The following is a 26734-nucleotide window of genomic DNA, read 5'->3' as shown; positions in this document are numbered from 1 at the left end:
CGCAGTATAAATAGACACAAATCGAAAGATATTGCACAAGAAAACCGATACGGAGAAGAAAGTGAAACATTTAATCGAGTTTGTGGCCAACCATAAACGGGACCAACGCTGTGGTATCTTTGCGGTCTGCTCTGCTCACCCGTTGGTGCTTGAAGCCGCCATGCGGCACGCTAAAGCAACCCACTCAACCCTGCTGATCGAAGCCACCTCAAACCAGGTCGATCAGTATGGTGGCTACACCGGTATGATGCCCGCCGACTTCCGCCGCTTCGTGTTACAGCTAGCCGATCAACACCATTTTCCTCACCAACAGCTGATCCTTGGCGGCGACCACCTCGGCCCGAACCGCTGGCAAAACCAAACTGCCGCAGAAGCCATGGCCAAAGCCGATGAGCTGATTCGCAGCTATGTGAGTTCCGGGTTCAAAAAAATCCATCTCGATTGCAGCATGTCCTGCGCCGATGACCCGGTGCCGCTCACCGATACAATCGTTGCAGAACGGGCCGCACGCTTAGCGCGGATCGCCGAGCAAACCTGCATTGCACACTTTGGCGAGTCCGATCTGGTTTACGTTATCGGCACCGAAGTGCCGGTGCCCGGTGGCGCACATGAAACGCTGGCAGCATTAGCCGTCACCACGCCGCAGGCGGCAAAAACCACGCTTGAAGCCCATCGTCATGCCCTGGAACAGCAGGGCCTGAGCGATATCTGGCCGCGCATTATCGGGCTGGTGGTACAGCCGGGCGTCGAGTTCGACCATACGCAAGTGATTGATTTTCAGCCGCAGAAGGCGCTGGCGCTCAGCCAGATGATTGAGGCGTCTGACACCATGGTGTTTGAAGCCCACTCCACCGACTACCAGACTCCACTCGCCCTGCAACAGCTGGTTCAGCATCACTTCGCGATCCTGAAAGTCGGCCCGGCGCTCACCTTTGCCCTGCGCGAAGCGCTATTCTCGCTGGCGGCTATCGAACAGGAGCTGCGCCCGGCGCACCAATGCTCGGGGCTGCGCGATGTGCTGGAAAGCGTGATGCAGGATCACCCGCAATATTGGCAGCAGCATTACCAGGGCAGCGGTGAAGCATTACGTCTGGCACGTGGCTACAGCTACTCCGATCGCGTGCGCTACTACTGGCCCGATCGGGATATCGACGGTGCCTACGATCGCCTGGTCAGCAACCTGGCAAGCGGCCCGATACCGCAGCCGCTGATCAGCCAATATCTGCCGCTGCAATATGCCAAAGTTCGTGAAGGATTGATTGCCGCAACGCCACACGAGCTGATTATCGACCATATCCAGGATGTGCTACGCCAATACCATGCCGCCTGCATGGGCCAATCACCGTCTGTCTAACACAATAATAATAAGGGGAAAACATGCCAAACATTGTACTGAGCCGTATTGATGAACGCCTGATCCACGGTCAGGTTGGCGTGCAGTGGGTCGGTTTTGCCGGTGCGAATCTGGTGCTGGTGGCCAACGATGAGGTTGCAGAAGACGCCGTACAGCAAAACCTGATGGAGATGGTGCTTGCAGAAGGGATCGCCGTGCGTTTCTGGCCGCTGCAGAAAGTGATCGACAACATTCACCGCGCAGCCGACCACCAAAAAATTCTGCTGGTATGCAAAAGCCCGCAGGACTTTCTCACCCTGGTCACAGGCAACGTGCCGCTAAAACGTATCAACGTCGGCAATATGCACTACGCCGACGGCAAGAAACAAATCGCCAAAACCGTCTCTGTAGACGATCGGGACATTGCCGCCTTCAACGGCCTGAAAGAGGCCGGTGTCGCGTGCTTTGTTCAGGGCGTTCCGACAGAACCGGCTCAGGATCTCTACAAACTTCTCTGAGGTATTTGTTATGGAAATCAGCTTATTACAAGCGGTAGCATTGGGCATACTGGCCTTTATCGCCGGGCTGGATATGTTCAACGGCCTGACGCACATGCACCGCCCGGTGGTACTGGGCCCGCTGGTGGGCCTGATCCTGGGCGATCTGCATACCGGTATTCTAACCGGTGGGACGCTGGAACTGGTGTGGATGGGGCTGGCGCCGCTGGCCGGGGCGCAGCCGCCTAACGTGATTATCGGCACCATTGTCGGCACTGCCTTTGCCATCACCACCGGGGTAAAACCGGAAGTGGCCGTTGGGGTAGCCGTGCCGTTCGCCGTGGCAGTGCAAATGGGGATTACCTTCCTGTTCTCCATCATGTCCGGCGTGATGTCACGTGCCGATCGCATGGCGGCAAATGCTGATACCAACGGCATTGAGCGCATTAACTACATGGCACTGCTGGTGCTCGGCACCTTCTACTTCCTCTGTGCCTTCTTGCCCATCTATTTTGGTGCCGAACACGCAAAAGCGGTCATTGACGTGCTGCCCGCACGGCTGATCGACGGCCTCGGCGTAGCTGGCGGCATCATGCCAGCCATCGGCTTCGCCGTGCTGCTGAAAATCATGATGAAGAACGCTTACATCCCTTATTTCATTCTCGGCTTCGTTGGTGCCGCCTGGCTGAAGCTGCCGGTGCTGGCCATTGCCGCCGCCGCGCTGGCGATGGCTCTGATGGAGTTGATGCGTAAGGACCCGACTCCACCGCAACCTTCCCGCGCACAGCAAGAGGAATTTGAAGATGGCATCTGATACCCAAACTCTGCCGCAAACCGACGGGCAGGAAACCCTGGTCACCGACGGCAACGACAGTATCTATGAAGATCAGACGGTTGGTGTGGAACTGACCAAGCAGGATATCAACCGCGTGGCGTGGCGCTCTATGCTGCTGCAGGCATCGTTCAACTATGAACGTATGCAGGCCTGTGGCTGGCTGTACGGCCTGCTGCCCGCGTTGAAGAAGATCCACACCAACCAACGCGATCTGGCGCGGGCAATGAAAGGCCACATGGGTTTCTTTAATACCCACCCGTTCCTGGTCACCTTTGTGATTGGCATCATCCTGGCGATGGAGCGTTCCAAGCAGGATGTGAACAGTATCCAAAGCACCAAAATCGCCGTTGGCGCACCGCTTGGCGGCATTGGTGACGCCATGTTCTGGCTGACTCTGCTGCCGATCTGCGGCGGCATCGGTGCCAGCTTGGCGCTGCAAGGCTCGATCCTCGGCGCAGTGGTGTTTATGGTGATGTTTAACGTCGTCCACCTCGGGCTGCGTTTCGGGCTGGCCCACTATGCTTACCGCAAAGGGGTCGCTGCCATCCCGCTGATTAAGGCCAACACCCGCAAGGTCGGCCATGCTGCCTCGATCGTCGGGATGACGGTGATCGGTGCGCTGGTGGCGACTTACGTGCGCCTCTCCACCACGCTGGAAATCACCGCGGGCGATGCAGTAGTGAAGCTACAAGCCGACGTGATCGACAAACTGATGCCTGCGTTTCTACCGCTGGTCTACACCCTGCTGATGTACGCCCTGGTGCGTCGCGGTTGGAGCCCGCTGCGGCTTATCGGTATCACCGTGCTGCTGGGCATCGTCGGGAAGTTTGCCCACTTCCTGTAACCCACTGAAAGGCGAGGAGATCGCATGTTAAGCATCATTCTTAGCGGCCACGGCGGCTTTGCCAGCGGGCTGGAAAAAGCGATGAAGCAGATCCTGGGCGAACAGCCGCAGATTATTGCCATCGACTTTCCCGAAAGCTCCACCACCGCGTTGCTGAAAAGCCAGTTCGAGCAGGCGATAGCCCAGTTGGATGAAAGTGACGGGCTGGTATTTTTAACCGATCTGCTGGGCGGCACCCCGTTTCGCGTGGCCTCCACGCTGGCGTTGCAAAAGCCAGGGCGCGAGGTGATCACCGGCATCAACCTGCAATTGCTGCTGGAGATGGTGCTGGAACGCGATGGGCTGAGCTGTAACGAGTTTCGCCTGATGGCATTGGAATGCGGCCACCGTGGCTTAACCAGCCTGGCGGATGAAATGGGGCGTGAGCGCGCAACCGCAGTGGCCGCTGAGGGGATATGACCCCTTTCACTTCCCTCTCTTAGGTCTGTGGCCCGTTAGCACACAGACCTTTCTTTTCCTTTTCTTTAAATCTTGCCATCGCCCGCAGACTGCGCGATAAGTTGATAAATAAAAAGAAAAAACCTATTCATAACGCCGATCACAAACTCCGTTTTATTTCTTTTTCTTTGTTGATCTTTCATTTCGTTTTCTATAGATTTTGTTTAAGCATAAAGTTGACTCAATGAAACGAAAGGTTGCTCTCTTCTGCTTTGTGCTCCCCCGTTGAATATGCACTGCTAAGGACTGAGTTATGAGTAAAACCCACACTTCCGGCACCTCAACCTGGACCGAAAAAGAGATCCGCCAACAGCCGACCAGTTGGATGACTTCGCTGAAAAATATCGAGAATCTGCGCAGCCGTATTACGGCTTTCCTGGCTCCGCTCCTGCAGAACAACGGCCTCAAGATCATCCTGACCGGCGCGGGCACCTCTGCATTTATCGGTGACATGATTGCGCCGTGGCTTGCGCGCCACACCGGCAAAAACGTGGTGGCCGTGCCAACCACCGATCTGGTCACTAATCCCGCAGACTATCTTTACGCCGAGCAGCCAACGCTGTTGGTTTCTTTCGCGCGCTCCGGCAACAGCCCGGAAAGCGTCGCGGCGGTCGATTTGGCTAACCAGATCGTCCGGCACTGCCACCATCTGGTGATCACCTGCAACGAAGCGGGCAGCCTGTATAACAACGCCACCCACAGCGATAACGCGCTGGCGCTGCTGATGCCAGCAGAAACCCACGATCGCGGCTTTGCCATGACCAGCAGTATCACCACCATGATGGCCAGTTGCCTGGCGGTGTTTGCGGCGGACGTCATCAACAGCGCGTCCTTTCAGGATGTAGCCACCCGCTGCGAACGCATCATCGCTTCCCAGGAAGATTTCAGCACGGCCGTGTTTGGCGATCTGCCGTTTAAACGCATCGTCTACCTCGGCAGCGGTGGGCTGCAGGGCACGGCGCGCGAAGCCGCGCTGAAAGTGCTTGAACTGACCGCAGGCAAACTGGCGGCGTTTTATGACTCCCCCACCGGCTTCCGTCACGGCCCGAAATCGCTGGTTAACGACGAAACGCTGGTGGTGGTGATGGTGTCCAGCCATCCGTATACCCGCCAGTACGATTTGGACTTGCTCGCCGAGCTACGCCGTGACCAGCAGGCGATGCGCGTGGTGGCGATCGCCGCCGCCGCCAGCGCGGAAATTGAAGCTGGGCCGCATATTCTGCTGCCAGCGGCCCGCGAGTTTCTCGATATCGAACAGGCCTTCTGCTTCCTGATCTACGCGCAAATCTTTGCGCTGACCGAATCCATGAAAGCAGGCATCACCCCAGACACCCCTTCCGCCAGCGGCACGGTAAACCGCGTGGTGCAAGGCGTGGTTATTCACCCCTGGAAAGGCTGAGAGGATTACGCCATGAGCATTATCTCCACCAAGTATCTGCTGCAAGACGCTCAGGCCAGAGGCTACGCCGTGCCCGCATTCAATATCCACAATGCGGAGACCATTCAGGCGATCCTCGAGGTCTGCCAAGAGATGCAATCCCCGGTGATCCTGGCGGGCACGCCGGGTACCTTCAAGCATATTGCCTTCAGCGAAATCTACGCACTGTGCGAAGCCTACTCGGCAAGCTACAACATGCCGTTTGCACTGCACCTCGATCACCACGAATCTCTCAACGACATCAGTAACAAGGTGAGAGCCGGCGTGCGCAGCGCCATGATCGACGGCAGCCACTTCCCCTTTGCCGAGAACGTGAAGCTGGTGAAATCGGTGGTGGATTTCTGCCATCGCTATGATTGCAGCGTTGAGGCTGAGCTGGGCCGCCTCGGGGGCGTGGAAGACGATATGGATGTCGATGAAGAAAGCGCGTTTTTGACCGATCCGCAGGAAGCCTGTCGCTTTGCCGCCCAGACTGGGGTCGACAGCCTGGCCGTGGCGATCGGCACCGCCCACGGCCTGTACAGCAAACGCCCGAAGATTGATTTCAAGCGCCTGGCGGCGATCCGCGAAGTGGTTGCCATTCCGCTGGTGCTACACGGTGCAAGCGACGTGCCGGACGAGTTCGTGCGGCGCGCCATTGAGCTTGGCGTCTGCAAAGTGAATGTCGCCACCGAATTGAAGATCGCCTTCGCCGCCGCGGTGAAAAAATGGTTTGCCGATAATCCGCAAGGTAACGACCCACGCTATTACATGCGCGTCGGTATGGATGCGATGAAAGAGGTGGTGCGCAGCAAAATCGCGGTATGCGGCTCGGCTGATAAACTTATCCCGCAAACTTGCCCTTCACCGTCAATCTAGAGAAAAAGGATCTTCTGATGAAAACCATGATAAAGCGCTCGTTACTGCTGCTGCTCGTCAGCAATACTGCCTTCGCCGCCCAGCATCAGTTGAATAACGACAAGATCGCCATCTCGTTTGATGACAGCAACTCAGCGGTGGTGGTAAAGGATAAAGGTTCTGCCCATCAGCTTGCGCCCAATGAGCTGTTCTTTCTCACCCTGCCAGATGAGCGCGTGATCCACGCCGCCGATTTTAAAATCAAGCGTGTCCAGCAGAAAGGCGATGCGATTTATATCGATTATGACCACCCAGACTTCGCCGTCAACGTGGTGTTGAATGTGCTGAAAGGGAAATATGCCAGCATCGACTATACCCTGCAGGCAAAGGGCCAAGCGCAGGACGTGGCGAAAATCACCTTCTTCCCCACCAAAGGCAAGTCACAGGCCCCTTACGTGGACGGCGCGATTAACAGTTCACCCATCGTGGCCAACAGCTTCTTCATGCTGCCGAATAAGCCCATCGTCAACACTTATGCCTATGAGACCACCACTAACCTCAACGTCGAACTCAAAACGCCGATCAAAACCGACGCACCGGTCAGCTATACCCTTTATTTCGGCACCTTTGATGAACTGAGCCAACTGCGCCGCAGCGTTAATCAGTTTATCAACGTCATGCGCCCGCGCCCGTACCAGCCCTATCTGCACTACAACAGTTGGATGGATATCGGCTTTTTCACCACCTATACCGAGCAAGAAGTGCTCGACCGGATGGACGCTTACGCCAACGAACTGATCAAAAAGCGCGGTGTAAAACTGGACGGCTTCCTGCTGGATGATGGCTGGGACGATCGCACCGGTAAATGGCTGTTTGGCCCAGCGTTCAAAGACGGTTTTGCCGTGGTGAAAGCCAAAGCCGACGGCCTGCACACCTCAGTTGGCCTGTGGCTTTCGCCGTGGGGCGGCTATAACAAACCGCGCGATATCCGCGTCTCTCACGCCAAAGAAAATGGCTTTGAAACCGTGGATGGCAAATTCGCCCTCTCCGGCCCGAACTATTTCCATAACTTCAACCAGCAGATCGGCAAGCTGATCAAAGACGAGCACATCTCCTCGTTCAAGCTGGACGGCATGGGCAACGCCAACTCATACATTAAAGGCAGCCAGTTCGCCTCCGACTTTGACGCCTCGATTGAGCTGATCAAAAACATGCGCGAGGCCAACAAAGACCTGTTTATCAACCTGACCACCGGCACCAATGCCAGCCCGTCCTGGCTGTTCTACGCCGACTCCATCTGGCGCCAGGGCGACGATATCAACCTCTACGGCAAAGGCTCACCCGCGCAGCAGTGGATGACCTACCGCGATGCTGAAACCTACCGTTCCATCGTGAGAAAAGGGCCGCTCTTCCCACTCAACTCGCTGATGTATCACGGCATTGTCAGCGCAGAAAACGCCTACTTTGGCTTAGAAAAAGTGCAGACCGACGGCGATTTTGCCGATCAGGCATGGAGCTACTTCGCCACCGGCACCCAATTGCAGGAGATGTACATCACGCCATCGATGCTGAACAGCGCCAAGTGGGATGCCCTGGCGGCGGCGGCCAAATGGGCGCGGGCAAACAGCGATGTGCTGGTCGATACCCACTGGATGGGGGGCGATCCGACCATGCTGGATGTTTACGGCTGGGCGTCGTGGAGTAACGATAAGGCTGTCTTTGGGCTGCGTAATCCGTCAGACAAACAACAAAGCTACTACCTGGATCTGAGCAAGAGCTTTGAAGTACCGCAAGGAGAGACCACCCGCTTTACGCTGAAGCCGGTTTACGGCAGCAACGCAACGCTGCCGGCAAACTACAGCCAGCCGGTGGTGATCACGCTGAAACCATTGCAAACGCTGGTGATGGAGGCCACGCCGGTGAAATAACCCCTATCGGGCCTGGAAACCCAGGCCCCTGTAACACCTGGTGCTGCTCAGGCCCAACTCTCTGCCTATCACAGCCATTGATGCAATCTTTGCGACAACCCCCTGTCAGGCGTTAAACTCTATCCTCTTCGAATCACACAACTCATGGAAACCCCAGATGACGAAACATTACGATTATCTAGCAATTGGCGGCGGCAGCGGCGGTATCGCATCGATCAACCGGGCAGCCATGTATGGCCAGAAATGCGCACTGATTGAAGCCAAAGAATTGGGCGGCACCTGCGTCAACGTGGGTTGTGTACCGAAAAAAGTGATGTGGCATGCGGCGCAGATCGCTGAAGCCATCCATCAGTACGGCCCAGACTACGGCTTTGACACCACCGTCAACGCGTTTGACTGGAAGAAGCTGGTCGCTAACCGTACTGCCTATATTGATCGCATCCACAACTCCTACGACAACGTGCTGGGCAAAAACAAAGTAGACGTGATCAAAGGCTTTGCCCGCTTTGTTGATGCGCATACGGTAGAAGTCAACGGCGAGACCATCACCGCCGATCATATCCTGATCGCCACCGGCGGCCGCCCAAGCCACCCGAACATTCCTGGCGCAGAATACGGCATCGACTCCGACGGCTTCTTCGAGCTGGATGCCATGCCAAAACGCGTCGCCGTGGTGGGTGCTGGCTACATCGCAGTGGAAATTGCCGGGGTGATGAACGCGCTGGGAGCGGAAACCCATCTGTTCGTGCGTAAACATGCACCGCTGCGCAGCTTTGATCCGATGATTGTGGAAACGCTGCTCGAGGTGATGAACACCGAAGGGCCACAGTTGCACACCGAATCTATTCCAAAAGCCATCGTTAAAAACGCCGATGGCACCCTGACGCTGCAACTGGAAAACGGTAAAGAGTTTATCGTCGACTGCTTGGTATGGGCGATTGGCCGCGAACCGGCCACCGACAACCTGAACCTGACGGTAACCGGGGTGAAAACCAACGCCAAAGGCTACATCGAAGTCGATAAATTCCAGAATACCAACGTGAAAGGCGTCTACGCGGTTGGCGACAACACCGGCGCGGTTGAACTGACCCCGGTGGCGGTTGCCGCAGGGCGTCGCCTGTCTGAGCGCCTGTTCAACAACAAGCCGGACGAGCATCTGGATTACAGCAACATCGCCACCGTGGTCTTCAGCCACCCGCCGATCGGCACCATTGGCCTGACCGAACCGCAGGCAAAAGAGCAGTTTGGTGAAGACAACGTGAAGGTCTACAAATCTGCCTTTACCGCCATGTACAGTGCGGTCACCCAGCATCGCCAGCCGTGCCGCATGAAGCTGGTGTGCGTGGGTGCAGAGGAGAAGATCGTTGGCCTGCACGGCATCGGCTTTGGCATGGACGAAATCCTGCAGGGCTTTGCGGTGGCCGTGAAGATGGGGGCGACCAAGAAAGACTTCGACAACACCGTGGCGATCCACCCAACCGCTGCGGAAGAGTTTGTGACCATGCGCTAACGGGCCGCCTGTTAGCGAGCACCGTTCTCGGGCCAGATGCCAACGCATCTGGCCTTTTACAGCCCAAGATGCTCCACGCAGTTCACAGACAGAATCCCGGCTTTTCTCTATTCTCAATGGTACGACTCCAGATGCGACCTTGAGATGCCCCAGTGAACAGCTTTGACCTGTCCTTGTTAAAATATATCCAGGAACACAGCCCGGTATTGATCGAGGATGTCACGTCCAGATTTGGTAAAACCACCTCGACGCTGAAGCGGGCAATGAAAGAAATTAACCAGTTTCTCGAGCCGGACTACCGCTTGCACCTGGATGGGCAGTCGATCGTTACGGCCATTACCTATCGGGAATATATCGCCTTGCTGGAGCATATTCCGTTTAACCGCTATATCACCACCGCGGAGGAACGGATTAAGGATCTGTGCGTGGCGATGTGTTTGCAGGAGGTGGTGAATAAAAGCGAGTACTACCGCAAATTCAACGTCAGCCCCACCACGCTAAAAAATGATAACCAGGCGCTGTTGGCGTTTTTACAGGCCAATCGCCTCAGCGTTACCACCATTCCCAAGCAGGGATCGCGGTTGGACGGCGACGAAATTCTGCTGCGCATCGCGGTTTGCCTGATCATTCTCAAAACAGTGGAAATTGGTGAAGATCACCTGCTGGTGCCGCACAAAGCCAATGAGCCGATTAACCGCGCCATTGCCACGCAGTTTTTGCACGAGTGCCAACAGGAAATTCGCGCTGCGGCAGAGCTCTATCAGCAGCGGCTTAGCCGCGTCATTACGCTGGGCTATAACAGCAAGAAATACTTTCTGGTGTACATGAGCATTGCGCTGCATCGCATACGGCGCGGGCATAGTATTACCACCAGCGATAAGCTTAACTTTATTCAGTCCTGCGATTTCGCGCTGCTCGGCAGTGAACATGAAGATCGCTTTCTCGATCTGCTGGTTTCCTCGCTGACCTATACCTGGCGGCCATTTGACGTCTACGATCCCACGCTGATTAGGCTCGTCAAACGCTTGGGTGAATATATCTCGCCGCTGTTGAGAGCAGAAATACACAACGCGTCACCGTTCTTTGCCGAGGTCTATCAGTTTATCTATTCAACCATCGTGCAAAGCAGGTTCAATTTATACTTTGACGACAAAAAACTGCATCAGGTGCAAACCCGGCACGCCGCGCTATATCAAGGCGTTGCCGAAGCCACCGCGCCCATCGCCCAGCACTACCACACCACGTTTTCCACCGTGCATCTGTCGACGCTGGTGTTGATCCTGAAAAAGTACGAGCTGCAAAACCGCATTCACAGCGAATATAAAAAACGCGTGATTATCGTTACCAATTCGTCGGAGAGTAAGGTCGGTTATTTCAAGGAGGTGTTGAAGTCACACTTCCATATCGAGATCGTCGCCTGCGTCAATATCAATGAATTACGCACGCTGGAACAGATCCCTTTTGATTTGCTGATTACCTTCACCAATAAAATCTCCAGCTATCTGAAGTATTATCAGTTGGCTTACATCAAGGTGAATTTCTATCTGACCCGCGACGATATTTCACTCTTGGGCAAACACGGGCTCTCGCGTGCGAAAAAGAAGAGCCCCACAGAGGCATTTATTCAGGAAACCGCAGGGCTGGATCAGCAGCAACTGCGTGCGCTGTTAGAACAAAAGTATGCAGACTTCTTTATCTGAACAGACTGGCCGCCAACCGTTGGCGGCCGCGTGAGGAAGGTTTTAAACCGTAGCGATCTGCGCCTGACGCACTCCGCGGCAGTAAACATCAAGCAGATTCAAATCGTCATCCAGCACCAGAATATCGGCATCTTTACCGGCCAACAGCGAACCTTTGCGATCCTGCGCCCCCGCCAGTAACGCTGGGTTTTCGCACGCGATCCTCGCCACTGAAACCAGGCCATGTTCCAGACGATCGACGATATTCTTCACTGAATCGAGAAAATTCATCTCCAACTGCTGCACCGCTTCATCGTCACACGGGCAAACCTGGCGCGTATCGCCAGCGTCCGTGGCAATCTCCAGTTGCCCCTGCTTGATGCGGAAGGTCTCTTTACGCAGATAGTGATAAAATTCATAGCCTTCGGGGAAATCGACATAACCCATGCAGTCGCTCATCAGCACCAGACGCCGATCGCGCTTCAGGCGATAAAGCAGGTCAAAGGCCTCTGGCTTAATGGTGATGCCGCTCTGCTTCGCCACTTCTGCATAGGTGTCCTGATAGTACATCAGTGCCCCAACTACCCCGAGTTCACGGTGGTGAAAGCCGCGCATCCCACTGTAAGCGTGAGTGAAATGGCTTAAACCGGCTTCGATCGCGGCGCTAATTTCAGCAAACGTGGCATCGGTGTGGCCCGCCGAGGCGGTAATGCCCTGCGCCCGCAGATGCCGGATAAGCTCCAGCGCGCCTTCCAACTCCGGTGCCAGCGTCATCAGGCGGATGTTCTGCCCCGCCAGGCGGTTGAAGTGCTCGAATCCCTCAACGCTGGGCCGCTGCAGGCAATCCGCCCGCTGCATGCCCAGGTGCTTCTCGCTGATATAGGGGCCTTCCATATGGATACCAATGGCTTCTGCCCCGTCGACAGGTGTGGCAGCGGCAATGTAGCCCGCCGCCGCCGCCAGCGAGGACTCAAGAAAAGCGTTTGGCATCGTGCCAGACGTTGGCAGATAGGCAGTCACACCGACCTTCACCAGATCGTGGCTCATCCACTTCAGCGAGGCGTTATTCCCTTTGTAGGCGAAAGACCCCCGCCCCCAGCCATGGACGTGGATGTCGACAAAGCCCGGCATAATAATCTGCTCGCTGTAGTCGATATAACCACCGGAACAGTGGGTATGAAACCCACTGATTTTCCCGCCCTGCACCAGTAAATAACCCGCCTTGATCCCATCGGGGAAGACAATTCTGTTGGATTTAATCACCCCAGAACGCAGGTTATTCATGGCTTCTCTCCAGCACCCGCTCGGCCAGCTCATCCGCCAACACGGCGCACAAACCGGTATAGCAGGCGGGATCCAGCAACTCCGCGATCTCAGCGGCGCTGAAGTTTTCCGCCATCAGCGGATCGTTACGCAATATCTCGCCGTACTCGAGGTGTTCATGCGTGCTGCGCATCGCCATATGGTAAACCAGCTCGTGAGCCGGATCTTTGCCCAGCTTATCCACCAGTTTCATCATGATTTTTTCACTGTTAATCAGCCCGTGCGTCAGCATCACGTTGTCATGCATCCGTTCAGGGTTAATCACCAGCGTACGCGTCAGTTCTTCGGCACGCAGGATGATTTCAGCCATCAGCTCAATGCTTTCCTGCAGGCTGGCATCAAAGATGAAGTAGGCGGAACTGTCGGCCTCAAACGGCCGCGGGCACACGTAAAGCGCCGCCGTCAGCACTGAATACAGCTTCTGCGCGTTGGCAATAATCCCTTTGGCCAGCTTGGGATTGACCTTTTGCGGCATGGTGCTGCTGCCCACCGTGCCCTTGGTGAACGCTTCCGATACCTCACCAAACTCTTCGCTGGAGGTTTGATAGACCTCTTCGGCGATTTTATGCAGCGTTGTCGCCAGCAGGCACAGGTTAGTGATGTACTCAGCGCGGAACACCCTGGCATTGCGTGAAGGCACCAGCATCGAATACATACCCAATTGCTCAGCAACCAGATCCTGCACCGTTCTGCCCGCTTCACCCGTGGCGTGAAACGCCCCCACCGCGCCGCCCATCATCACGGTAAATACCCGTTTTTCCGCCTCTTGCATGCGCTCCACCGCCGCCAGCAGTTCATAAATCCATACCGAAACCTTATAGCCATAAGTGATGGGCAGAGCGTGTTTACCGTGAGTACGCCCCGCCATCAGGGTGTTTTTATGCATTTTCGCCAAGCGCGCCAAATTGACCAGCGTGGCATCCACGAACTTCATCAGCTTGTGGTGGAATTTTTTCACGATCAGCAGATGGGCGGTTTGCTGAATATTCTGGGTGGTCACCCCGTAATGCACATACTTACCGCTTTCTGCATCACAGGCTTTGACCAGCACCTTGATCACCGGAACAAAACCGTGGCCAATCTGGCGCAACAGGCGGTCAACCTCGGCAAGATCGATCCGCTCGAGGCGGCAGTTGGCGGCGATGTTTTCAGCCGCAGCGGCCGGGATCATGCCAACCTTGGCCTGCGCCAGTGCCAGTGCACCTTCCACATCGAGCCATGACTGCACCCTGGCTTCGTGGGTGAACAGATCTTTCATCCCCTGGTGATCGATGGTTTTGCTTTTAGAGTCGTATAGTGCGCGCATGCTGTTTCCTCTTAACGTTGCGTCGTGCCGGCCAGGTGATCGTCTACCGCATTGCGGACAAACTCGACGTGTGGCCCAAAGACGACGTGAATATGGTTACTGGAGGGAATAAAGGTCCCCAAAGATCCCGCTTCTTTCAGCAACTCCATATTCAGCAGCTTCTGATCGCCAAGATCGATACGCAGCCGTGATACACAGTTTTCCACCCGCTTGATATTGCTCCTGCCCCCTAAACCTTCCACCACTAACTGCGCTACCTTGTCGTACTCTTTATTATTCAGCAGGGCGCTATCCGCCATTTCATTTTCACGGCCAGGGGTTTTAATATCGAATTTGCCAATCGCATAGCGGAAGACAAAATAGAACACCACAAAGTTAACCATTCCCAGAAGAATCAGGTTCACCCAGTGAGTATTTTCGTACATCAGCCCGAAAATGCCGAAGTCAAAGATCGTCCCGCGAATATAGCCAATCGACACTTCCAGAATTTGCAGAGGAATGGTTAACAGGCCGCACAATATCGCATAGACAATAAACAGTTTGGGGGCAATAAACAGGAAAGAGAATTCCAGCGGTTCGGTAATATTGCCAAGAAACGCGGTCAGCACCACGGTCAGAATCATCCCCTTGGCAAATTTCTTGTTCTTGAGATAGGCCATGTGATACATCGCCAGGCCGATAGCCGGAACGCGGAACAGGGTGGTCAACATCTGTGATGAGGCCAGATAGCTCGACAGCGTCGGCATAAACTCATTCCACGCCGGGTGATTTGGCCCGAGCTCAAACAGGATTTTGTTCATGGCAGGCAGAATGCCTACGTAGGTTTGGCCATCAATCAGATAGGTGCCGCCAGCTTCGGTAAAGCGCACCGTCGAACTTAGCACGTGGTGTAAACCAAACGGGATCAGCAAGCGGTTCAAGGTCATGTAGATCCCAGCACCAATATTCGGTGCCATCATGATGGTGGAGATGCTCCTCATTCCGTAGGTAAAGACGTCCCAGACAAAGGGGATCAGCAGGCCGATCGGAATGGTAAAGGCGATTGACAGGATGGCGACCGATTTTTTACCGCTGAAAAAGGCAAATGCCAGCGGGAGTTGCAGCCGATAAAACCTGTCGGTCACTTTGGCAGCCAGCAAGCCGGCAATAATCCCCCCTAACGCCTCTATTTTCAGCGTGTGTATCCCCAGCACCATGCCCTGCCCGACCAACGCCATATTATCTGTAATCAATTGATCCATGAGCTTCAGATGCACATGCATGGAGATCAGAAGAGTCAGATACGCGATCACCGAGGCGAACACCGCAATGCCTTTTTCTTTCTTCGACATACCATAGGCAACCCCCATGGCAAACAGTAACGGGATATTCTGAAAGACGACGCTGCTGATTAAGCCGACTGAAGACAGGATCGCCTTGCAATAGGCATTACCCAGAAATGGCAGCTTGTCTATCATATACGCCTGGCCAAGCGCGCTGCAGATCCCCATTAACATCCCTACCGGTGCTAAAACGGCAATAGGCAATAATAGGGAGCGTCCGAATGTCTGTATTTCGTTTTTAAAATGAGATGTCATGATCTGGACCCCTGGTTTACTTAACCTCCCTATCAGACTATGTCGGGGCTTCCACCATCAAGGCCAAATGCTGGCTGATTCAAAGCTCATCTTTTGTCCGTAAAAAGCTGACCTGCGTCACATTGACCACGTTTGGTGTTGCAAGCGTTCAGTATTGAGCCATGATGAAACGTCGTTATAACCTAAAGGTGTTCTCTATAACCCAGCGGCCTGATAAATTCGTCACTCTGAAATCTTTATTCATGATGATTGGAATACTCTGATGTTCACCCGCCTGCTCAACGTTATCACATTGGCATTCGCTGCCCTGGTTATCAGCCAACCTTATGCCTTCAGTTTTACGCTGGAAATAACAGGAAATATCAGCAAATTCACTGATGAGGAAAATCATCGCTATATCTTCACCGATCAGCAGCTATTTGCCATGCCGGTACAGTCGATTACCACCAGCACATCATGGACCCCGCAGGAAAAATTTGAAGGTGTGGCGCTGGCTGAATTATTAACCACGGTAGGTGCCAAGGGCACCACGATGACGTTTCACGCGTTAAATGATTATTACATCGATATCCCCATTACCGATGTTGATAAATACCACATGATCCTGGCCTATAAAATGGGGGGCACCCTGCTGAAAATAAGAAATTTTGGGCCATTATTTCTCATTTATCCCCGAGATACCGGTGGCAATGAATTAAACTCACCGCTGTATAACTCGCGCTTTATCTGGCAAATCAATCGGATAGTGATCAAATGAAGCTATTCCCCTTTAAGAAGGGCCGTAAGTTGGCGATTCCTGCCATTTTTGCAGCCCTGTTTTTAGTCGCCTCAGCGGTTACGCTTTATTCTTATAGCGCGATACTCTCCCAAAAAGGGTTGTATGCCATTGCGGGTACGCAGGAAAACTATTCGTGGTCGATCGCAAAATTTGCCATCAAACTTGCCGAGTTTGAAACCTTTATTGAGCAACAAAAAAGTGCCAGCCAGCATAACGCCGAGGAATTAAGGCTGAAATTCGAGATCTTGTACTCGCGCGTTTATGTGCTTGAAACCGTGTCAGAATCCACGCAGCCTTTGTATCGTGAGCCCGGCTACCCGCAGGTCATTAAAGAAATGCTCCGCCAGATGGATCATTTAGATGCCCTGATCGGCGAGCAGAATATTAACTTTCAGCAGATTTCGCAGACCTTAACCCGGCTTAAGCCGTTATCGGTTGAAATCGCCAACCTGACAGACCATGCGGAAGTTAAACAACGCAGCGGCGCTTATGAAGATTTTATTGAGAAGCGCCGGATTATTTTTTATGGGCTGGTGATGATCATATTTTCGGTCATCGCTCTGATCGTGATTACTGTGCTGGTTTTGCGCCAACAGCGTTTGACCATTCAGCAACAGGCGCTGGCCATTGAGGCAGAAAAGGCCACCCGCACTAAAAATGCCTTCTTAGGCGCTATCGGCCACGAATTACGGACTTCGCTACAAAGCATCATGTCTGCCATTGATGTATTGGTGAATACGAAATTCCTGGCTGAACATGGGGATACCTTCCAGCGGCTGGAGAGCGCGGCACAGCAAATTGAAAGCCAGATGAAAGATTTAACCGATTATGCTCATCTGGATAGCGGCATGATGGTCCTGCGCATCGTGCCGTTTAACGCCCGCAAGCTGATCGAAGAAACTGCCGACGAAATTGTTCTGCTGTCGCACAAGAAACACATCAGCTTAATCTGCGAGTTGGGCCTCAATATACCGTTGATCTGCTCCGATCCGCTGCGGATCCGGCAAATTCTCACCAACCTGTTGACCAATGCCTTTAAATATACCGAGAAGGGTACGATTACCTTACGCAGTTGCCTGCGTGAGCAACCACAGGGCACCTCGCTGCTGATCGAGGTCACAGATACCGGGATAGGTATTGAAGAGGCGATGCTGCCACAGATTTTTGAGCCATTCACTCAGTTGGATCAGTCACATACCCGCCGATACAGCGGCGTGGGTATGGGGCTGGCGATCGTTCACGGCCTGGTTGAATTACTCAAAGGCACGATTGAGGTACGCAGTGAGCTGAAAAAAGGCAGCACCTTTATCGTCAGCATTCCCGTGGAAGTCAGCGCAGAAACGTTACCTGAAGAGTCTCTGCAGCCCGAAACCTCGGCATTGAAAAAAGAGCAGCAGATTCTGGTGGTGGATGATAACCCGGCTGCCGGCCACGCCTTTGTCACACTGCTCGACAAGCTGGGGTATCGGTATGAATTGTGTGATTCATCGGAACGGGCATTGCAAAAACTGCTGCGGCGCCCTTATGACGCCTTGCTGCTCGATCTGCAAATGCCGGAGATTGATGGCACGACGGTAGCAAAACAGTTGCGCAGCCAGCGTGGCCCAAACCGCAACATTCCCATTATCGGTATCAGCGCCTACACGCCTGAATTACTGTCGGCCGACCAGCGCGCCATGTTTGATGACTACCTGATGAAGCCGGTGCGCATGAGTATGCTCTCTGCTTCGCTGGCAAAGCTGTTTGCCGTTAAAGATTAAAACAACGCTGCAGTGCGGCTTCGATCACATGGAGCCGTACCGGTTTTTCGTAAGGGCCGAGCACGTCGTAATCGCGCATCGCCTGGGCAATTTCCGACTCTCGCAGATTGGTGCCCAGTTGCCCGGTCAATACCAATACCGGCGCATCGGGATGATCTGAAGTGCGAATGGTTTCAATACATTTTTGCGCCGTTTCCTGGCCGATCAACCAATCCACCACATAGCCATCGAACGGGCTTTTGATCAGCGCCTGGCAGAAACTGGCCACGTCGTAGAAAGCAACGGCGCTGAAACCCTGCGTATTGAGATATTTGGTGAGCTCATCTGCCACCTGGTGTGCATCATCCAACACCGCGATGCTCAGGCGCTCATCCTCAACGCTGCTTGGCCGGATTTCGATCAGCTCGACGCAAAAACACTGGCCCGCGGGTGCCTCATCGGCACGGTAGATACTCCATTGCCCTTCTTGCTGCTGGGCAACAAATTCCGCCGACCGGCCCCCCGTTAACTCGTCACCGATATAGCCAACGCAAGGAAGCTCAACACCCGCAACCCAAAAGATGGCATCCTGCGCCATAGTTTGCGCAAGTGCATCACTTTCTGGAAGGAGATCAATAATTGCCGCCGGTTTTTCGCCCAACGCCACGGCAACCCGGCTGATTTGCTCCAGAGTCCACGGGCTTTGCCCCTTCAGCTTACGATGAGCGTGTGAAAAACTCAGATCCAGAATGCGGCTGAGCTCTTTGGCATGCTGACGCTTACCAATCCCATGGTGTAGAAAGAGTTCCCTGACTTTGCCTGCAATCGACTGCGAATCGAATTTTTGATGATTGTTATACATTTTATCCTTCGATTTTTTCACTGATTTATCAGTCGCTTTGATGCTCTCTGTGTAGAAACGTTATCGAAAACTCGCATGTTATGCAATCTCAAACTAAAAGCTTGCTTGACATGCCATCTTTTATAGTCAAACATGGTATTAGAAGCGACATATTATAAAAACGATACTAGACCTATCTAGTAATAATAACCATAACGACACCAGGGAAATTTTAAACCGGTCGACGTTCCTGAGAACAGTATGCATCAGGATGTTCTGCAAACCGTGTGAAGTTTAGCCATCGTGCTAGCCGTTTTACCCACCATTGAACCGGTCCCCGCAAGGGTTCCGGTTTTTTATTTTGGGGTTTTCAAGCTGGGGTAGCTGTGGTGGTGGGCTATTTGCCCGCGCTTATCGCGTCTTCTTCAGCCTGGCGGATGATGGCTTTCGCCATCCATTGGGTAACATTCTGAATATCGTTGAGTTCTAACCCCCAGATATCTTTCAGCACTAAAAAAACTTCTGAACCATAAATCAGTGAAAAAGCATGAACCACTCGCTGCAGGGCTTCAGATGACAACTTGTGCTGTAGGGGCTCCACCGCCAGCTTCAATAAACGCTTACGGTTACCTCGCACAAATTTTTCGCCCGGTGTTGCATGAGCCCATTGCTGCAACGACAGTTGCAAGGCCGCACACAACGCCCCTTCATGCCGCTCCATCTGCGGATAGGCAAACGCCAGCAATTGCTGAATGCGCTTCAGCGCGTCATTATCCTGCGGCTGCCATTCAAGAATTGGCCCCAGGCTTTCCGCCACCACCGCGGCGATTAACGCGCTCTGGGTAGGAAAATAGCGATAGGCAGTGGCACGAGAAACCTGCGCATGTGCAGCCAGTTCAGTGATTGAAGGGAAAGCTCCGCCATCATAGAGCTCCATAGCGCTGGTGAGCAGCAAATGACGGGTTTTGGCCCGAGTATGCGTCAGAGATTCATCCCGCGGCGCGGGGAATGCGGTTATTGGCACGTCAACCTCGAACTTCCTCGTATCATCCAGCCCCGGAGCAGATACGATAAAAAACGTAACCGGTAGGATCCTGGTCCATCGGCAGCGCAAAAACCAAGCCAAAACAGCCAAGAATGAGATCTAATTCCCATTATCAGCTAATTAATGCTTGCATAAATGATACTGCAGTCTCATTATGTCTACAAAATAATCGGCTGTATCTTATTGTCCAACACCAGGGTCCCAAACTTAAAATAATAATTATATTTATAATCAAACTGTTCGGACATCTGTCCGAACCTTTTTCAGGAACAGACGATGAGAAACACCCCGGCTTTTGTCTATATTGCTACCACAGCAGATACCAAAGGACAAGAGTTGGAGTATGTTCGCAATCTGATCGCCAATCTCGGTTTACCCCCAAGAACGCTTGATCTTTCCACTTCAGGAACGCCTTCACCTTATCAGACTGATGTGTCTGCATTGGAAATCGCCCGCTACCATCCCGAAGGCGCACAGGCTGTTTTTTGCCGTAACCGTGGTCAGGCAATTGCAGCCATGGCGGTCGCCTTCGAGCGTTTTATGCTGACACGCAACGACATCGCCGCCCTGCTCGGTTTGGGTGGTTCGGGCGGGACGGCAATCATCACACCGGCAATGCAGCAGTTGCCGATTGGCTTACCAAAATTAATGGTTTCCAGTATGGCGGCAGGTGATGTTTCCGGGTATGTCGGGGCCAGCGACATCGCCATGCTCTATTCAGTGACCGACATCGCCGGGCTAAATCGGATTTCGCGCAAGGTATTAAGCAATGCCGCCAATCAGATTGCCGGGGCGATACGTTTTCATGTGGATGATGACGCCGACAGCAAGCCCGCAACCGGTTTGACCATGTTTGGCGTCACCACGCCCTGCATCAAAACCATCACCCGTGCGATCGAAGCCGAGTGGGACTGCCTGGTGTTCCATGCCACCGGCAGCGGCGGCCGGGCAATGGAAAAACTGATCGACAGCCATTTGCTCAACGCGGTATTGGATCTGACCACCACTGAAGTCTGTGATTATCTGTTCGATGGGGTTTTAGCCTGTAACGAAGATCGTTTTGGTGCCATTGCCCGTACCGGTATCCCTTGTGTGATGTCTTGCGGCGCATTGGATATGATCAACTTTGGTCATCCGCGAACCATTCCTGCGCGCTATGCCGATCGGCATTTCTATAATCACAATACCCAGGTGACATTGATGCGCACGACGGTAGAAGAAAATACCCATATGGGCCGTTGGATTGGTGAAAAACTGAATGCCTGCGAAGGTAACATACGCTTCGTCTTGCCAGCAGGTGGAGTGTCTGCGCTGGATGCGCCAGGGCAACCGTTCTGGGATCCGGCGGCGCTGAACGCGTTTGCTCAGTCGCTCGAATCAACGCTGAAGCAGACCGACAAACGCTTGCTGGTTAAAACACCATACCACATCAACGATCCGCTGTTTGCTAAGGTGGTTATTGAACAATTTCACGCTATCTCTCCTAGAGTTGAATAATGATAATTCGCACGCCTCACCAGGGAAATCCATGTTAAATGGAAAGCGAAATAAAAAGGGCCGGATAATTAATCCGGCCCTTTTTATTAAGGATAATCTCAATCACTGTGCAGCAGGTTGCTTTTCCTTCATCTTATTCATATGTTCCATCATTTTTCGCTCACGACTAAGATAATTCTCATTGTACTGTTTCTTCTGCTCTGGGGTCAGCAGGTTATACATTTTATTTTCCGCTTTGGCGCGCGCCAGCATATGTTCAGATTGTACTTTAGCGATCGCATCAATTTGCGCCTTGGCTTTGGCCTCATCAAAGTTGTCTGAAGCCACCAGATTATGTAATGCTTGGCGCTCGTCTTTCGCCCCTGGGCCACGATCCTGACGCGATTCTTTCATAATGTCGCGCATTTGCTGGCGCTGTTGTTCCGTCAGTTCCAAACCAGCAAACGGGCCACCTTTACCAGCGCCATTGTGGTGCATCATTTTCATTGGTGCAGCAGCAGGTGCGGCAGTGGTATCGGCAGCAAATGCCGTCGCTGCTGAACCCAACGCTAAAGTAGAAGCAACAAATAAAGCCGTCAGTTTACGCATAATCATTTCCTTAAAATTACTCTTCATCAGGAGCGCTGTACGTTAACAGGCTCATAGTGTCGTCGGAAATAATAGTATGCTGATGAATATAGAGTAACGCGATGGTGTGTAAACTTTTTAAAACCTTAAATAGCTTTATTCGCCAATTATGAATAAATTATGAAGAAGGCGTCAGTGATGCGGCAATTTGCGTTGCGCCAGAAAAAGGATCCACGTTATTTATGCCCATAACGGCTTTTGGCATAAATTACTTCCCTGTGGCATCTCTGGTTCAACAAGGTGGAAAGAAACAGATTTTCGCGCAGTTTGCGGTTCTCTTTTACACTCTATAGCAGACATCACTCACGTGAAAGTGGCCCTATCAAAGCGAAAATTGCCTCTATAATTGTTCCACTGTCACCCGATGACTCGCAAAAGGCGTTTTACTTGATGGGATATACCCGCATTACCGGGACGGAGGTCAACCGATTCACCCGTCGAAAACGCCCGGTTGCTCCGCTTTTAGAGGAATGATAATGCTCGAAGATCAAGGCCCAATGCTACTTAACGCCCATTTTGGCACCAGCAGCCCCTATTGGCATCTGGCGTTTGACAGCAATGCCTTGGAACTGACCGCAGTTAAAGGCAAAGCGCATATCGCCGTGGCACTCAGCGATATGCAGGCGGCAAAAATCCGCCGCTTGAGCGGGATCACCGCCAGTCTTGATATCACCATTCATCTCAGCGGCCAACCCATTCACCTCCATCTGGTTGGTCGCCGCGTCAACAAGCACGAATGGGCCGGCACCGCCTCCGCTTATACCGATACTCAAGCCGTTGCACGCGATCTGGTGCATGGCCTGTCGTTTGCCGAACAGGTGGTTTCAGAAGCCAATTCCGTGATCGTGATTGTCGATCAGCATGGCCGTATTCAGCGTTTTAATCGCCTGAGCGAAGAGTATACCGGCCTGCAGGAGCAGGATGTGATCGGTAAAAACGTCTTTCAGATGTTTATGAGCCCGGAAGAAGCCAGCGCCTCACGCCGTAATATTGCCGGTTTCTTTCGCAACGGTTCCTCTTACGAGGTGGAGCGCTGGATAAAAACGGTCAAAGGCGAGCGCTTATTCCTGTTCCGCAATAAATTCGTGCACAGCGGCAGTGGCAAGAAAGAGGTCTTCCTGATTTGCTCCGGCACCGACATTACCGAAGAGCGCCGGGCCCAGGAACGCCTGCGGGTGCTGGCCAACACCGATACCATCACCGGTTTGCCAAACCGCAACGCCATCCAGGACTACGTCAGCCAGGCGATCAACGAGCGCGGCGACAACAGCGTCGGCCTGGTGTACCTCGATCTCGACAACTTCAAGAAAGTGAACGATGCCTATGGCCATATGTTTGGCGATCGCCTGCTGGTCGAGGTTTCACGCGCTATTCTCGGCTGCCTGAAGCAAGAGGAAATACTGGCCCGCTTAGGAGGCGATGAGTTTCTGGTGTTGGTGCGTAAGGCCGACAGCACCTCGCTGCAGGAACTCTCGCAGCGCATTATCGATCGCCTGAAAATACCGTTCCGTATCGGCCTGATTGAGGTATATACCGGTTGCTCAATCGGCATTGCCCTGTGCCCGGAACACGGTGCAGATCTCGACAGCCTGATCCGCAGCGCGGATACCGCCATGTATGTCGCCAAAGAGAATGGCAAACGTACCTTTACCGTGTTCTCACCGGAGATGAACCGGCGCGTGGCAGAATATATGTGGCTGGATACCAATCTGCGCAAAGGGTTGGAGCAGAACCAGTTAGTGGTGTATTACCAGCCGAAGGTCGCCACTGGCACCGGTGAGGTGCGCAGCGTCGAGTCTTTGGTCCGTTGGGACTCACCGGAGCGCGGGCTGATCCCGCCGATGCAGTTTATCTCCTACGCCGAAGAATCCGGGCTCATCGCGCCGCTTGGCCGCTGGGTGTTGCAAACCGCCGCCAAACAGGCGGCAAAATGGCAGCAGCAGGGGTTAAACCTGCGGGTTGCGGTGAACCTCTCGCCGCGGCAACTGGTAGACGACAGCGTGGTTGACGATCTGGTCCGGGTGCTGAAAGAAAACCAGCTCTCGCCGTGCACGTTGGATTTCGAATTGACAGAAAGCAGCCTGATTGAAGATGAAAACCGGGCGCACGAGGTGATTGGCCGCTTGCGATCGCTCGGGGCGCAGGTGCACCTGGACGATTTCGGCACCGGTTACTCCTCACTGGCGCAGTTAGCGCGTATTCCGCTTGATGCGATCAAGCTGGATAAAAGCTTTGTGCGCGGCGTGAATCTCGCGCCAGTATCGCAATCATTGATACGGGCGATCGTCGCCACGGCCGAAGCGCTGCAGTTCCGGGTGATTGCCGAAGGGGTTGAAACGGAAAGCGAAAACCAGTTTCTCGACTGCGTCGGGGTTGACGAAAAACAGGGCTTCCTGTTTGCACAGCCCATGCTGCCGGAAGAGCTTGAGCAATGGCTGAAAGCATATAGCCCGCACCCTCAGCAAAAGGATGCGGGCTAGCGTTAATTACCCGGCACGCAGCAGGTTCTGTGCATGTCGATCCTGCAGCATCACCAGACGTTCAATATAGGCAATATCTTTCGCCTCAATAGTAAAGGCTGCCTGCACCCAGTCCTCGGTAATATCCATCAGCTCCGAGCGCGTCAGCTGCAATACCCGTTGACGGGCACGCAGCATGGCGCGCATACCGTTCAGCTTAGGCCGAATGGTATCGATAAAGGTACGGGTCGCCATATAGCCATCATCCGGTTGGAATAGGTGATCCACCAGCCCACGGCTTTCAAACCATTCGGCCGTGTGGGATTCACCGGTCCAGATCAGCTCCTCCGCCAGCTTCATACCGGCCTTACGTGCCACCAGCGAATATCCCCCCATCCCAGGGAACAGGTTGAAGGCAATCTCCGGAAAGCCCATCCGCGCATTGTTCTGTGCCAGCACAAAATGATGCGCCAGTGCAGCCTCAAAACCGCCTCCCAGCGCGCTACCTTCCACCATGGCGATACTCACGGCGCCAACATCAAAACCACGAGCGGCCGCGTGCACGCAGTCAATACAGGCGCGTGCATAAGCCATCATCGATTCACGTTTGCGGTTTTTGATCGCTTCGGCAAAAAAGTTCAAATCCCCACCGACGTTGAACATGTTGGGAACCAGCGAACCGGTCACCCAAAAGTCAAACCGCAGCGTCGACTCTTTTGCCGCCTGCGCCAGCGTCATGATGTCTTCAATCAGGGCATGATTGAAGCAAGGACGTGGTTCAGCGCGCAGCAGCATCCACATGATGTGTCGTTCCTCCTCATAGTAAGCAGAGAGTTGTGACAGATTGCCCGCTTCAAGAAACGGACGACAATTTGGGTGGTTGAATGATTTCATATGACCTTCCATTTTTTCTATTGATGGGAGATAGAACCGTTTCAGCCCCTACGGCTGCTACAGGCGCAGACGATGTCAAAACGCTGCACCCTATGATGAGTAAACGCCTTCTTAGGGGGTCAATAGATAAAAATTGAAGGTATGCGGCAGAAAGCCTATGTGCAGTGAATGGCACAAAGCAGGCATAGCGGCCCCATCGCAGGCTCATTTTGGTATAATCCCTGCGACGACCTCTGTGGCTTGAACAGGCTGATAGGTAGAGGCTGCTGTATTTTGCTAAGGAATCGTGACGTAATGCCTACAAGATCGGATAAAAAACCTCATCAGCCGCACAAGCGCGCTCTCTTTGGCGTTTCCCGTTTGCTTGAGCGAGTTAAGGCTTGGCCGAGCATCGCCCATCTGCTGCGAGCTACCGAGCGTTTCAACGATCGGCTGGGCAGCCAGTTTGGCGCCGCCATTACCTATTTTTCCTTTCTTTCCCTGATTCCGATCCTGATGGTCTCGTTCGCCGCCGTGGGCTTTGTGCTGGCCTCCAATCCGGATCTGCTGGCTGAACTGATCGGCAAAATCGTCAATAGCATCAGCGACCCTACGCTCGCCACTACGCTGAAAAACACCGTAAATACGGCGATCCAGCAACGCACCACCGTTGGCCTCACCGGCTTGGCATTGGCGCTGTATTCCGGGCTCAGTTGGATGGGGAATCTGCGAGAGGCGATCCGCGCCCAGTCGCGCGATGTGTGGGAGCGTAACCCGCAGGATCGGGAGAAGATTTATTTCAGATACACCCGCGACTTTATTTCCCTTACCGGCCTGGTGGTGGCACTGATTGTGACGCTCTCACTGACCTCGATCGCCGGTTCCGCTCAGGCCGCTATTGTGCATGCGCTTGGGTTGGACGGTATCGAATGGCTACGGCCGGCCATGACGCTGATTGCGCTGTCTATTTCCATCTTTGCCAATTATCTGCTGTTTCTGTGGATCTTCTGGATGCTGCCGCGCCATAAGCCGCAGAAAAAGGCTCTGCTGCGTGGTACGTTGCTTGCGGCCATCGGTTTTGAAGTGATTAAGTTTGTGATGACCATGACATTGCCACAGGTGGCGCGCTCCCCTTCCGGTGCGGCCTTTGGCTCAGTCATTGGCTTGATGGCATTCTTCTACTTCTTTGCCCGCCTGACGCTGTTTTGCGCTGCCTGGATCGCCACGGCACAGTACAACGAGGATAAGCCACGGTAATAAGCGAAGCATT

Annotated in this window: 22 protein-coding genes; 15 read left to right on the top strand and 7 right to left on the bottom strand. The window is 53.6% G+C overall.

All coding sequences use genetic code 11. The features are described 5' to 3' along the window. Positions 1–61 precede the first annotated feature (61 nt). The 10 genes from kbaZ to WG891_RS15230 all read left to right on the top strand — a co-directional run bounded on the left by kbaZ (position 62) and on the right by WG891_RS15230 (position 11420). Positions 62–1354: a tagatose-bisphosphate aldolase subunit KbaZ gene (kbaZ, locus tag WG891_RS15275; RefSeq protein WP_337263574.1), complete on the top strand. Its 1293-nt coding sequence runs from the start codon at positions 62–64 to the stop codon at positions 1352–1354. 23 nt (positions 1355–1377) lie between these two features. Beyond that, positions 1378–1851: a PTS N-acetylgalactosamine transporter subunit IIB gene (gene agaV / locus WG891_RS15270; RefSeq protein ID WP_337263575.1), complete on the top strand. Its 474-nt coding sequence runs from the start codon at positions 1378–1380 to the stop codon at positions 1849–1851. Between the two features lie 10 nt (positions 1852–1861). After that, a complete protein-coding gene (gene agaW / locus WG891_RS15265) occupies positions 1862–2644 on the top strand; it encodes a PTS N-acetylgalactosamine transporter subunit IIC (protein WP_337263576.1) in 783 nt (260 codons plus the stop codon). Further along, entirely contained in the window at positions 2634–3509 is an 876-nt protein-coding gene (gene agaE / locus WG891_RS15260) for a PTS N-acetylgalactosamine transporter subunit IID (protein WP_337263577.1), read from the top strand. Before agaW ends, agaE begins: the two co-directional genes overlap by 11 nt. 24 nt (positions 3510–3533) lie before the next feature. Continuing rightward, positions 3534–3968 (top strand): PTS galactosamine/N-acetylgalactosamine transporter subunit IIA, encoded by a 435-nt coding sequence (gene agaF, locus WG891_RS15255; RefSeq protein WP_076943146.1) that lies wholly within the window; start codon positions 3534–3536, stop codon positions 3966–3968. Between the two features lie 292 nt (positions 3969–4260). Beyond that, positions 4261–5406, top strand: coding sequence for an SIS domain-containing protein (locus tag WG891_RS15250; protein ID WP_337263578.1), 1146 nt, complete (start codon positions 4261–4263; stop codon positions 5404–5406). A 12-nt stretch (positions 5407–5418) separates the two neighbouring features. After that, a complete protein-coding gene (gene kbaY, locus WG891_RS15245) occupies positions 5419–6303 on the top strand; it encodes a tagatose-bisphosphate aldolase subunit KbaY (RefSeq protein ID WP_337263579.1) in 885 nt (294 codons plus the stop codon). A gap of 17 nt (positions 6304–6320) precedes the next feature. Beyond that, positions 6321–8210: an enterotoxin gene (locus WG891_RS15240; protein WP_337263580.1), complete on the top strand. Its 1890-nt coding sequence runs from the start codon at positions 6321–6323 to the stop codon at positions 8208–8210. Between the two features lie 157 nt (positions 8211–8367). After that, positions 8368–9720: a glutathione-disulfide reductase gene (gorA, locus tag WG891_RS15235; protein ID WP_337263581.1), complete on the top strand. Its 1353-nt coding sequence runs from the start codon at positions 8368–8370 to the stop codon at positions 9718–9720. 152 nt (positions 9721–9872) lie between these two features. Then, entirely contained in the window at positions 9873–11420 is a 1548-nt protein-coding gene (locus WG891_RS15230) for a hypothetical protein (RefSeq protein ID WP_337263582.1), read from the top strand. A gap of 42 nt (positions 11421–11462) precedes the next feature. Here the strand turns inward: WG891_RS15230 and nagA are convergent, their stop codons facing one another. Genes nagA through WG891_RS15215 form a run of 3 tightly spaced genes read right to left on the bottom strand, consistent with a single transcriptional unit; the run spans position 11463 to position 15605 of the window. Further along, the gene (nagA, locus tag WG891_RS15225; RefSeq protein ID WP_337263583.1) at positions 11463–12683 is read right to left on the bottom strand and encodes an N-acetylglucosamine-6-phosphate deacetylase; all 1221 of its coding nucleotides are present in this window, start codon (positions 12681–12683) and stop codon (positions 11463–11465) included. Then, positions 12676–14028 (bottom strand): class-II fumarase/aspartase family protein, encoded by a 1353-nt coding sequence (locus WG891_RS15220; protein ID WP_337263584.1) that lies wholly within the window; start codon positions 14026–14028, stop codon positions 12676–12678. The genes nagA and WG891_RS15220 overlap by 8 nt, the downstream gene beginning before the upstream one ends. 11 nt (positions 14029–14039) lie before the next feature. Next, a complete protein-coding gene (locus tag WG891_RS15215; protein WP_337263585.1) occupies positions 14040–15605 on the bottom strand; it encodes a PTS transporter subunit EIIC in 1566 nt (521 codons plus the stop codon). 262 nt (positions 15606–15867) lie between these two features. Between WG891_RS15215 and WG891_RS15210 the strand changes: the two genes are divergently transcribed. Both WG891_RS15210 and WG891_RS15205 read left to right on the top strand, forming a co-directional pair. Further along, positions 15868–16362, top strand: coding sequence for a molybdopterin-dependent oxidoreductase (locus WG891_RS15210; RefSeq protein ID WP_337263586.1), 495 nt, complete (start codon positions 15868–15870; stop codon positions 16360–16362). Continuing rightward, on the top strand, positions 16359–18143 hold the full coding sequence (locus WG891_RS15205; RefSeq protein ID WP_337263587.1) for an ATP-binding response regulator: 1785 nt from the start codon (positions 16359–16361) through the stop codon (positions 18141–18143). The genes WG891_RS15210 and WG891_RS15205 overlap by 4 nt, the downstream gene beginning before the upstream one ends. Here WG891_RS15205 and WG891_RS15200 read toward each other — a convergent pair. Further along, positions 18133–18984: a helix-turn-helix domain-containing protein gene (locus WG891_RS15200; RefSeq protein WP_337263588.1), complete on the bottom strand. Its 852-nt coding sequence runs from the start codon at positions 18982–18984 to the stop codon at positions 18133–18135. The two genes, WG891_RS15205 and WG891_RS15200, sit on opposite strands and share 11 nt — an antisense overlap. Before the next feature lie 376 nt (positions 18985–19360). Next, on the bottom strand, positions 19361–19900 hold the full coding sequence (locus tag WG891_RS15195) for a TetR/AcrR family transcriptional regulator (RefSeq protein ID WP_337263610.1): 540 nt from the start codon (positions 19898–19900) through the stop codon (positions 19361–19363). A gap of 384 nt (positions 19901–20284) precedes the next feature. On the opposite strand from WG891_RS15195, the gene WG891_RS15190 reads away from it, so the two are divergent. Continuing rightward, entirely contained in the window at positions 20285–21505 is a 1221-nt protein-coding gene (locus WG891_RS15190; protein WP_337263589.1) for a Tm-1-like ATP-binding domain-containing protein, read from the top strand. Between the two features lie 102 nt (positions 21506–21607). Here the strand turns inward: WG891_RS15190 and spy are convergent, their stop codons facing one another. Further along, positions 21608–22093, bottom strand: coding sequence for an ATP-independent periplasmic protein-refolding chaperone Spy (spy, locus tag WG891_RS15185; protein ID WP_337263590.1), 486 nt, complete (start codon positions 22091–22093; stop codon positions 21608–21610). A gap of 515 nt (positions 22094–22608) precedes the next feature. Here spy and pdeR point away from each other — a divergent pair. Next, positions 22609–24612, top strand: a complete 2004-nt coding sequence (gene pdeR / locus WG891_RS15180) for a cyclic di-GMP phosphodiesterase (RefSeq protein ID WP_337263591.1) — start codon at positions 22609–22611, stop codon at positions 24610–24612. Positions 24613–24618: 6 nt separating this feature from the next. On the opposite strand, the gene WG891_RS15175 is transcribed toward pdeR, so the two are convergent. Then, the gene (locus WG891_RS15175; RefSeq protein WP_337263592.1) at positions 24619–25485 is read right to left on the bottom strand and encodes a crotonase/enoyl-CoA hydratase family protein; all 867 of its coding nucleotides are present in this window, start codon (positions 25483–25485) and stop codon (positions 24619–24621) included. A 294-nt stretch (positions 25486–25779) separates the two neighbouring features. Here WG891_RS15175 and yhjD point away from each other — a divergent pair, with 294 nt between their 5' ends. After that, positions 25780–26721: an inner membrane protein YhjD gene (gene yhjD, locus WG891_RS15170; RefSeq protein WP_337263593.1), complete on the top strand. Its 942-nt coding sequence runs from the start codon at positions 25780–25782 to the stop codon at positions 26719–26721. The last annotated feature ends 13 nt before the right edge of the window (positions 26722–26734 follow it).

Source organism: Serratia sp. MMO-28, assembly GCF_037199905.1.
Classification (GTDB): domain Bacteria; phylum Pseudomonadota; class Gammaproteobacteria; order Enterobacterales; family Enterobacteriaceae; genus Chania; species Chania oryzae.
Note: the sequence above shows the minus strand (reverse complement) of the source record. Positions and strands in the feature narration are given on the sequence as shown.